Source organism: Leisingera sp. MMG026, from assembly GCF_021654205.1.
GTDB lineage: Bacteria > Pseudomonadota > Alphaproteobacteria > Rhodobacterales > Rhodobacteraceae > Leisingera.
Genome location: NZ_JAKFZM010000025.1, coordinates 1 through 10,657 on the forward strand (window position 1 = coordinate 1; position 10,657 = coordinate 10,657).

Here is a 10,657-nt window from a genome sequence, read left to right on the forward strand (position 1 = left end):
GGCAGCCAAGGGTACGCTGGCGCAGCCAGGGCACCCTGCGGGCGCGGGAGCACCACCGGGACAGATCAGCAGCAAACCCCAGGCCTCAGCGGCCGCGGGTCCAGCGGCTGCGGGACGCAAACAGCGGTGTTTTTGTGGCCAGGCCGACCATCGCATAGACCGCAAAACCGACTGGATCCGACAGCAGCAGCTTCAGCACGGCGCCGACGCTTGGCGGGATTTTGTCCTCGTTCTGCAGCAGGCCTGGGAATTTGCTTGCCACCTCAGCCACGCCTGCGTTTTGCCGCCGCCGCACCCGGACCAGATTGCGGAAACCCTCCACCATCGGCCAGCTGTAAACCGCAGGCACTTTCACCCGCTCAGACGGTGCAAAATTCAGCCGGGCAAAAATGTCATCGGCGATGATATCCGGCCAGTCCCCCCAGCGCTGCCGTCCCGCGCAGGTCATGGCGAAGACACCAAATCCGGGCACGCCGCCGGTGACAAACGGCAGCCGGGTCCAGAGTCGTGCATAGGCGCGGGTCAACGCACTGCGCGCCAGTGCCACTTGCGGGCAGCCGCTGGCATAACGCGGCACGTCCTGCGGCAGTGCTGCAGCAAGTTGCGGGATCAGCGCCGGGCTGACTGCAACATCCGCATCCAGATAGATCAGGATACCGCCGCGGGCTGCCGCATCGCCGGCATTCAGCGCGCCAAGCTTGCCGCCCTCCGGCAATTCCAGAACCCGCAGATCCCAGCCTGCGGGAGGCTGCTGAACCCGCGCCAGCGCGGCCGTTTCATCGCGGCAGCCATTTGCCAGCACCAGAACCTCAGCGGCCATGCCCGCAGGCAGCGGATCCGAGGCAAAAACCGCTTGCAGGCACCCCGCGATATACTCCGCTTCATCATGGGCCGGGATCAGGACCGAAACACCTCTGGTCACTTCACGGCCTCCAACGCGTTCCAGCGCGGGTTTTCGTCGCTCAGCACCCGCAAGGCGCCCCAGCTCCCCCACTTTCCAGGCACGCCAACATCGGCATAGGCGGTGAACAGGCCCCCGCCAAGGGTGCTCCAGCCTGTCAGAAGTTCCTGGTACAGCCTGCCCATCTCGGGCGTATAGTTGAAATGGGTGAAGAACCCGGTCAGTGTCTCATCCTCCACCAATGGGCCGATACCGACCACATGGCTGCCGCCCTCATACATGATCAGCTCCAGCCCGTGTTTCTGCGCAACCTGGGCATGATAGGGCAGCACACGCCCCAGCAAATCGGTCAATGTATCGGTGCCGTCCCCCGAGATCAGCCCGTCGCGCAACTCCGCTCCGGCCTGGGCAGAGGCTGCATCATATTGATGTTCCTTAGCAAATGTGCTTGCCGCCGGGCCAGAAAGCCCGCGTTCCGCCGCCACCGCCCGGGCCTGCTCCCGGCTGTCGGCGATCCAGGCGCGGACGTGCCCGGCGCGTTCCGGGATGCCAAGGATGCCGCCGAAGTACCCCGTTACCGCATAGGCATCGAAATAGGCAGCAGGCGCTTGGCGCCCCGCCTGTTCCGCCTTCCACAGCGGCGCCGTCAGAACCTGCTCTTCCAATCCCAGCCAGCCGGTCTGCGAGGAGATCACCCGCACCAGACGCTTGCTGTCAGCACCGAAAATCTGCGTCCAGATTTGCGCAATCTCGGCGGCACGGCCGCCGTAGAACTGCATCCACAACCCATCGCCGCCCCAGCGTGCCTGCGCCTGCGCATCAGCCCAGGCCGCCTGCTGGAACTGCCAGTTCCAGACCTCGTTGGAATACTCCACATAGGCGCGCAGATCCTCATCCAAGCCGCGCTCTGCTGTCCGTGCAAACTGCCGGACATAAGTGTCATCCGCCATATGCGGCATGGTGAACCAGGGATCGGCCCCCAGCGTGTTGGCCAGCGCCAGCATGATCTCGGCCGGAACCCCCTTCAGCGCCCAAGTGTATTCAGGAACCCGCGGCCGGTCCTCCCAGCCGGTTTGCTCTGAATCATTGGCGGCCATCCAATCCATGAACCGCAGCGCGGCAAACCCGTCCAGCCGGTCCAGCCACAGCGGGTTGAACAGCTCGCCTTGCTCATAGGCCTCCAGGTGCTCTTCCTTCACCACCCGGATGTTGCGCACATAGTCATCGCCGCTGCCGCCGCGCCGTCCTGTCCGCTGGATGCGGATTTCCACCGGACCGGGGCCGGGGGCATAGTCGAACCGCACTTCGCCCTTGCCGTAGCGCACATTCTCAGCCCGGCCGGCAACCTCGACAATGCCCTGACCGTCGAACCGCAGCACATAGCGGCCCGTCAGCGAGACAGCTTGTGCAGGCAGATCGGTCAGGATCACCGTGCCGATTGATGTCAGCTCAGGCGGGATAGCAGTGGGCCAGCCCTCCGGGTCCAGATACCCGGCGGCCAGCAGATCCTGGTGGTCCGCACCGCCCCAGCGTTTCGGAAGATGCCCGATCCAGGGGCGCGCAGTTTTAAAATGATCCAGAAACGGCGCCTGGGTGCTCCAGTCGGCAATGGCTGCCAGGTTGATGGCGACGGGTTGCCGGTTGGGGCTGGCCATCGGTGCGGTCCTGTCAGCCCTGTCAGCGGCCATCACCGAGTTGAGCGCAGGCAGGGCAGGCTCCCGCGGTATGGCAATAGGGCCGGGAGGCAAAGCGGCGGTGCGCACATCGGTTCCTTGAGCCGCAGCCCAGGCAATGTCCTGCAGCCGTGCCGCCAGGTCCGGCGGCGGCGCGGGATAGGGCTTTCCCCAGCGGTCGCTCAGCTGATGCGGCAGGCCAGCCGGGTCCTGCCCGGTCAGCACCGCAAATTGCAGAAGCGCCAGGAAATAGAAACCAGTGGCATTGGGATGGATGTCATCGGCAAACACATCGCGGATGCTGCTGAGGCCGGGCATGGTGCCGGCCAGAATTGCATCCTCCAGCCGCGCCATGGCCTGCCCCGCAGGCAGCAGTTTCACGGTGCCGCTGGTGGCTGTGTTGACCTCATCTACTACCGCTTGCCAGCGCGGCAGGTCCTGGCTGATCCTCTCGCGCCAGGGAATATCGGCACCCTTGTCAAAGGGCACCTCGGCGCCGGTGCCGCTGTCCAGACTGTGCCAGGTTTCCTGCAGGTAAAAGTCCACATCCGGGTTCGCGGCCCGCGCCAGCTGGTAGAATTGGGTGACAGCGCCTTCGGTATCGCTCCACTTCAGGTGATTGGCCAGCGGAATGGCTTCGGTCGCAATCACCGCATCCGCCGGGCGGCGCAGCCTTTCACGTGAATCAACCCCTTCGGCGGTGCTGCTGTGCTGCCAGTTATAGCTCAGCGGCGCGCCATTGATGATCTGCGCCTCGACCGTGGCCTGCCCGCGCGCATTCAAAAGCTGGTCCAGCATCTGCGGGTTGTCCGGCCCGAACAGCGAATGGCCGATCATGACCACGGAGGTAATCAGCGCCTCCAGCTTCATGACGGTGCTCCCCCGGTGGCGATACCTGTACGGGGCAGGGCGCGCACCACGTCCCAGACGATCTGCTGCACTTTGGCGGCGGCCTCAGCCGAAAACGCCTGCGCCGGGCTGCCATCGGCGCGGGTCAGCTGATGCGGCAGCCCCAGGGGCGAGCGCTGGTACAGCACCGCATAGTGGGTCAGCGCAACCGCATAGGCGCCCAGATCATTGACATGTATCGTGTCCAATTCCCCCGCGGGCGTGCGGGCAAACAGCGATTCACGTGAAGCCAGGCCAGGGATCCCTCTGGCCTCCGCCGCCCGCGCCAGTGCCGCCAGTACCTGCCCGCCGGGGATCAGATAGACCGGGTGCTGCGGGTTGCTGCGGCTGTCCGGACCCAGCAGTTTGCCCACCCACAGCGCCTCAAGATCGCCGTCGATCCGTTCCAGCCAGCCGTCCGGGTCGTCCAGCCTGTGCCAGGTCTCATAGAGATACATACGTGTGCCAGGCGAGGCTTGCCGGACAAGCCCTGCCCAATTCGTCAAGTATTCGGCGGCGCTGAAATAGCGGAGGGCGTCGCGCAGCTCGACCATCTCGGTCAGCACCAAGGCACCGTATTCACCGGATTTGACGGCCTCCCGCGCGTCCCGGTAAGCGGGCGGCTGATTGGCGGTCTCAAAATCGAGGATATCTTCCCCCGGCTCCCAATGCGCCCGCAGCGATGTGCCCGAGCCCAGCTGGCTGTTGAACCCATGCCCCGCAGGCGCCAGCTGCGCCAGCATATGCGGCATGTCAGACCCGACCAGCGAATGACCCAGATGGAAAACCTTCAAGGGTGCCTCAGGCGGCGCCAGCGGCGGTGGAACCGGCACGCCGCGGCTGCGTGTTGCAAACCCCATCAGCCCCAGCGCTGCACTCAGCGCGCCGAAAACCAGAAATCCGCGCCGCCCCATCATCCGCGCCCCCGGATTTCCGCCGTGGTGATGATCAGGCCGGCACCAATTGCAAAGCGCCCGCTGACAGCTTCTCCGCGTACAAAAGGCGGCCGGTCAGCGGTAAACACGGCCCGGTACGCAGCTGCCGCCAGATCAAACTCCAGCTCCATCCCGTCAAAGCCATAAAAAGCCCGGCTCAGCGTGTATTGGCATTTGTAGGCCGCTTCCTTGGCGGAAAAGATCATCTTGGCCATCTGCCCGGGGTTGTCCTGCCGTTTCAGCCAGGCCTGTTCCCGCTCCGAGCAGATTGCAGGCAGCAGTTCGTCCTTCAGCGGCGTGTCCTCTTCCACGTCGATCCCCAGACCCTGAACGTCGCCCTCATGGGCCAGCACGGCCATGGCGCAGCTTTTGGTATGGGTGATCGAGCCGACCAGCCCCTTGGGCCAGACCGGCGCCCGGTCGCGGCCCACGGGCACAGGTGCAGGCGTCAGCCCAAGCTGCCGCATCGCCTGATGCGCGGCACTGCGTCCAGCGGCAAATTCGGTGCGCCGTTTGATCACCGCGTTCGGCGACAGCCCCGCGGCTTCCTCTGCCAGCGGTGCGGGCGGGGCGCCCAGCGGATCTGCCCCGGCCAGCGCCACATCGGCGGCAAAAAGCGGCCGGACCAATGCCAGCCGCTTTGCCAGTTTGTTTTCGGCCTCTGTCATCCGGTCCTTGCTTTGCGGTTTGCACGCATGGCCCGCCGTTTCGACATGGTGCCGGCGCGGTCGGGCCCTTCGCTGTCCTGCGGCTGTTGTTCCGCATTTGCAGGTGTGCCTGCAAGCCCTTCGATATGGGCCGCCAGCCCCGCAAGCGTCGGGAAGCGGAAGATATCCGTGATCGACAGGCTGGCAGTCCCCAGTGCCTCGCCCAGTTCGGTGCGCAATTCCCGGTGCGCCTGCACCGCCAGCAGCGAATGGCCGCCAAGCGCAAAGAAATTGTCCTGTGCGCCGATGCCGCTGATTCCCAGAATGCGGCTCCAGACGGTTGCGATCCTGGCTTGCGCGCCTGCATCCAGCGCAACAGCCGCAGGGGCTTCGGCCCGTGCCGGCTGCGGATCAGGCAGTGCCTTGCGGTCGATTTTCTTGTTTGGTGTCAGCGGGAAGGCCTCCAGCGTGACGATCCGCGCAGGCACCATCGCCTCGGCCAGTCTGGCCGCCAAGGCTTGTTTCACAAGGCTCTCGTCAACAGGTGCAGCGGCGGTGACATAACCTACCAATTGCCCGGCGCCGCTTTCGCCGCGCGGCACAACCACAGCCCCCGTCACACCGGGGAAGGCGGCCATCGCGGCTTCGATCTCGCCCAGCTCAATCCGCTGGCCGCGGATCTTAACCTGATGGTCGGTGCGGCCCAGAAAGGCCAGCGTGCCGCCGGCTGTCCAGCGCACCAGATCCCCGGTGCGGTAAAGGGGGGTATCAGCGAACGCTGTGTTTACGAACCGTTCAGCAGTCAGCTCTTGCCGTTGCCAGTAACCCGCCGTGACACCCGCGCCGCCGATGTACATTTCCCCGGCTGTCCCCGCGGGGACAGGCATCTGTTTTTCGTCCAGAACGTAAACCTGCGTGTTGGCAATCGGCGTGCCGATCCCTGTTGTCCCCGCCGGGACAGCCGTGACTTTCTCCACTGTCGACCAGATCGTCGTCTCGGTCGGGCCGTACATGTTGTGGATTCCGGCGGGGGTAGCCTCGCGCAGCGCCTGCACCAGATCCCCGGGCAGCGCCTCGCCCCCCACCAGCAGATGCTGCAATTGTGCCAAACAGGCGCTGGCGTCTTCATCCGCGGCAATCATCCGGGCCATCGACGGGGTGCACTGCATGTGGCTGACCCCATGGCGCACGATCTGTGCAGCCAAAGAGAAGTCATCCGCCGCCAGTTCCTGCGGGGCGTTGGACAGGCGCAGCACTTCGGCCAAGGGTTTCAGCCCCTCCAGCACCACGTCCGGCGCGATGCCATAGTCGATCAGGCAGGCGATCTCATCCACGCCGATGTGTTTCAGTTGCTCGACCCGCTGGCAGGCATCCCGAATGGTGCCGAACAGGCCCGAGTCCTCAAAATACCGTTCAAAGGCGAAGTCGAGGATCGCTTCCAACTCCTCCTCAGACAGCGACCCCAGATCCATCTCAAACGGGTTTTTGACACCTTCGGGCTTCTTGAACGCCGGGAAGGCCCAGGCGTATTGCTTGATCAGCCCGGCGGCCGAGCGCAGGTAGTCCTTCATCGGCTCGCGCGCCACTTGGCGGGCTTCCTCGCGGGTCGCTGCCAGATAGCTGTGCAGCATCAGGGTAACCTTGAAATCCGCAGGGTCATGGCCGGCTTTGCGCAAAGCGTCATGATATATACGGATTTTGCCCGCGACCTCGTCGATGCTTTGGCCCAAGAGATGGGTCAGCACATTTGCCCCGATCGCCCCGGCCTCGCGCCAGGTTTCCGGGTTGCCAGCAGTCGTGACCCAGACCGGCAGTTCGGCTGAGACGGGACGGGGCTGGGTGACAACGGCGTGATCGCTGCCGTCTTTGCGGGCAAAGGCAACCTCCTCGCCGCGCCAGAGTTTGCGCACGGTTTCAATGCTCTCAAACAAGGCAGGTTTATTTGCAGGCGGCGTATTTTCCGGCCGCAGGATGAAATCATCCGGTTGCCAGCCTGAGGCAAAACCGATCCCGGCGCGGCCTGCTGTCAGGTTGTCGATCACCGCCCATTCCTCGGCAATCCGCGCACAATGGTGCAAGGGTGCCACGCAAGAGCCGGCCCGCACGCCGATGTTCTGCGTCACCGCCGCAACGGCAGCACCTGTTACCGACGGGTTCGGATAGGGGCCGCCAAAAGCGTGGAAATGCCGTTCCGGCGTCCAGACCGCGTTGAAACCGTGGCTATCGGCAAACTTGGCGCCTTCAAGCAGCAGATGGTATTTCTGCGGCCCCGGCCCATCGTCATTGCCCCAGTAGAACAGGTTGAAATCCATTCTGCGGTCTGATTTCGCAACCGGGCCTTTGGACAGCTCCAGCCGGCTTTCATCGCTGGACAAGACCAGCTTCAGCCCGCGCGTCAGGGTCCAGAACAGCTCCAGCACCGAGATGTCAAAGCTAAGGCTGGTGACCGCCAGCCAGGCATCGCCGGGCTGATGCGGGATGCGCTGATCCATGCCGGTGAAGACGTTCGAGACATTGGCGTGGGTGACCATCACCCCCTTGGGCAGACCGGTCGAGCCGGAGGTGTAGATCAGATAGGCCGGATCGCTGCCCGTGGCGCCGCCATTGATGTTATCGTTGGCTGTCCCCGCGGGGACGGTTTCCATTTCCAGCACCTGCGCCCCGGAGGCGGGCAGGGCGCCGGCCAGTGCGGATTGTGTCACGATCACCTGCGCCCGGCTGTCGCTGATGTAATGGGCAATCCGGTCCGCAGGATAGGCCGGGTCGAGCGGCACATAGGCGCCGCCGGCCTTCATCACGCCCAAGGCGGCAAACACCAGCTCGGGTGCGCGGCGGATATGGATGCCTACATGAACTCCAGGTTTCACGCCCATTTCACGCAGGCGCCGGGCCACGGCATTGGCGCGGGCGTTGACCTCGGCGCAAGTGAAGCTTTGGTTCTCGAACACCAGTGCAGCGGCGTCAGGGGTGCTGGCGGCCTGGGCCTCGAAAGCGGCGTGAATGGTCAGATCTGCGGGATAGTCCGCGGCGGTCTGATTCCAATCCTCCAGCAGCAGCTTGCGCTCGGCTTCGGGCAGGATGGGGAGGTCTGCGACCGCTAGGTCCGCATCACCGGCCAGGGCGCCCAGCACCAGAGCCAGCCGCGCGGCCAGCAATTCTGCGGCCTGTTCGTCCAGCTGGGCGTCCGTGTGCAGCGCCAGTGCGCCATCGCAGAAAGCGACGGTGGCGGCGCAGCCTGAAACCGGGCCGTCCCTGTCCAGAGACAGGCCTATGGCTGGTTGAGAGAACGCCGGAATCTCGGGTGCCCGCGCGGCCAAATCCTCGGCAAAGCCGCCGTATTTACGCGCTTTTTCAATGCCCTGAATTGCTTTCGCTTTGAGATCGGACACGGTTTGTTCCCGCCGCGCCTGCAGCGGAACCCAATCGGAGATCAGCCCAGGAACCGCGTTCATACCGGCGATGGACAGCGCCACATCAGCGGATTTCTCGCCGCTGCTGAGCAAGGCCCAGGCCAGCACCCCGGCGGCGGCCTGTTCTTCGCTGAGGGCGGCAGGCATGGCGATCTTCCGGCGGGTTACCCCTGCGCTGCCGGTATCTGTTGCAAGCGGTACCTGGACCGGCTGCATCGCGGCAAGCGCCTTGCGCCAGTGGCTTTCGCCACCCTGCACGGAGGCCATCTGTGCAGTGAGGGACCCGGCGTCTTCCGCGGTCAGCGCCGGCAGCAAATCGCCGGCTTTGACCAGCCCGGATACGTCCAGCGGTTTGCCTGCCGGCGTGGTCAGCCGCGACAGCATCAGCGCGCCGTCCGCGGTGGCGATTGTCACGCTGTCTTTGCGGACGTCAAGCACTGTGCCGGGGGCGCCGGAGCCTTCTGCTGTTTCCGCGGCCCCAGTGAGAGCGACCTGCCCGCCAATCCGCAATTTGGCGGCGCACAGCGGGTTCCAGTATCCGCCGGTGTCCAAGGCACGGACCAGCCGCGCCAGTTCGGCGGCGGGGCGGGAGACGTCCAGCAGTCCCCCTGCGGCGGGGCGGTCGGATCTGGCAAACACGCGGCGCTGGCTCAGGTCCTGCGGCTGGCGGTTCAACTCGCCGGTTTCCAGCTGCGCCATCACCTCGTCAAAGCTGTCCATCGCGGCGGCGTAGCATTTGGAGTTCAGGCTGAACGCAGTTTCATCCGCCGCTACATCGAACAGCCGCCGGGCCAGGATGTCGCCCTCATCGACACCGCTGGTCATCAGGTGCCAGGTGATGCCATGCTGTGTTTCGCCATTGATCAGCGCCCAATTCGGGGTGTTGAGGCCCGCGTAATGGGGCAGGGGGCCGTCGTGGAAGTTCACCGCGCCTTTGGCGGCCAGTGCCAGAACCTCATCAGGGATCACTGTCAGGTTGGCAATTGACAGCAGCCAGTCGAAGCCGCCTTGCAGCTGCAGCTGCTGCTGGGTGTCCAGCAGGGGCAGGCCCTTGCCATCGGCCCAGCTGCGGATATCGGGGTCTTGCGACACCACGGCCCGGATCTGGTGGCCGCGTGCCAGCAGTGCCTCGGCACAGCCGATCAGAAGGGATTCATTGCCAATCAGGGCACATGTGAAGGACGTCATTTCTGCTCCTTTGCAATCGGAGAGGGGGCGCGCGTTTTTGGTGATGGTTTTGGCTGCGGCGCAAATACCGCACGCAGGCTGTACAGGACCAGATCGCGCAGGAAATGCGGCGGATCCGCCTGTGGTTTATCCGAGATCAGGCGGCGCAGGCCATAGATCAGGCTGCCCGTGATACGTGCCAAGGTGGCGGCGGTGGCATAGGCATGCCCGTGGTGTTTCACAAAGTAATGGCGGCGCGAGTCAAACCAGTATTGCGGCGTGCGCTGCCAGGCTTTCATCCCGGTGGACGCCGACCCCACGTGGGCGATTTCGCTCGTTGGCACATAGTGGGTGCGCCAGCCCGCACGGGCGGCACGGCGGCAGAGGTCGGTTTCCTCAAAATACAGAAAGAAGGTCTCGTCAAAGCCGCCAACGGCCTTGATGACTTCGCGGCGGATCATCAGGCTGGCGCCGGCGGTCCAGTCGACCTGCACTTCGTCCTGCGGCATCTCCATCGCAACCACCCAGGGTTTCAGCAGCCGGGTGAAAATGCCGGTGCGCACGCTGGCCTCGAATTCTCCGGCGATGGAGGGGAAACGGAAGGCGGTGCGGTGCGGCACGCCGTCGGTGCCGCGCACAAAAGAGCCGGCCAGCCCGGCGCCGGGACGTTCCAGCAGGAAGTCGCGCAGGGTGCCGATGGTGCTGCCCTGCACAAAGGCGTCGGAGTTCAGCAAGTAGTAGAATTCCGGCGCGCTGCCGTCGGAGAGGCCGGTCTTCAGCCCCAGGTTCATGCCCGCGCCAAAGCCGCCGTTCACAGGCGAGGCGATCACCCGCAACCGTCCGCTGCCGAGCCAGCCGCGTTTGTCTGCTTCGGCGCGGATCTGATCATAGGAGCCGTCGCCGGATCCATTGTCGATGATCAGCAGTTCGCCCGGCAGGTCCTCCATTTCGCGCAGGGCGGCCTCGGCGGCCTGCAGGGTCATCTCAGGGGTGCGGTAGTTGAGGAGGATGGTGAGAATGCGCTGCGGGTTCATCG

6 protein-coding genes are annotated in these 10,657 nt (G+C 64.8%); all 6 read right to left on the bottom strand.

Annotated elements, in window-relative coordinates; genetic code table 11:
* Positions 1 to 85: 85 nt before the first annotated feature.
* From L1069_RS14535 to L1069_RS14560, 6 genes are read right to left on the bottom strand one after another with little or no spacing between them, the layout of a single operon-like run.
* Entirely contained in the window at positions 86 to 922 is an 837-nt protein-coding gene (locus L1069_RS14535; RefSeq protein ID WP_237456138.1) for a glycosyltransferase, read from the bottom strand.
* Entirely contained in the window at positions 919 to 3,444 is a 2,526-nt protein-coding gene (locus L1069_RS14540) for a hypothetical protein (RefSeq protein ID WP_237456139.1), read from the bottom strand. Before L1069_RS14540 ends, L1069_RS14535 begins: the two co-directional genes overlap by 4 nt.
* The gene (locus tag L1069_RS14545; protein ID WP_237456140.1) at positions 3,441 to 4,379 is read right to left on the bottom strand and encodes a hypothetical protein; all 939 of its coding nucleotides are present in this window, start codon (positions 4,377 to 4,379) and stop codon (positions 3,441 to 3,443) included. The genes L1069_RS14540 and L1069_RS14545 overlap by 4 nt, the downstream gene beginning before the upstream one ends.
* Positions 4,376 to 5,065 (bottom strand): 4'-phosphopantetheinyl transferase superfamily protein, encoded by a 690-nt coding sequence (locus L1069_RS14550; RefSeq protein WP_237456141.1) that lies wholly within the window; start codon positions 5,063 to 5,065, stop codon positions 4,376 to 4,378. Before L1069_RS14550 ends, L1069_RS14545 begins: the two co-directional genes overlap by 4 nt.
* The gene (locus L1069_RS14555) at positions 5,062 to 9,642 is read right to left on the bottom strand and encodes a MupA/Atu3671 family FMN-dependent luciferase-like monooxygenase (RefSeq protein WP_237456142.1); all 4,581 of its coding nucleotides are present in this window, start codon (positions 9,640 to 9,642) and stop codon (positions 5,062 to 5,064) included. The genes L1069_RS14550 and L1069_RS14555 overlap by 4 nt, the downstream gene beginning before the upstream one ends.
* On the bottom strand, positions 9,639 to 10,655 hold the full coding sequence (locus tag L1069_RS14560) for a glycosyltransferase family 2 protein (RefSeq protein WP_237456143.1): 1,017 nt from the start codon (positions 10,653 to 10,655) through the stop codon (positions 9,639 to 9,641). The genes L1069_RS14555 and L1069_RS14560 overlap by 4 nt, the downstream gene beginning before the upstream one ends.
* Between the last annotated feature and the right edge of the window lie 2 nt (positions 10,656 to 10,657).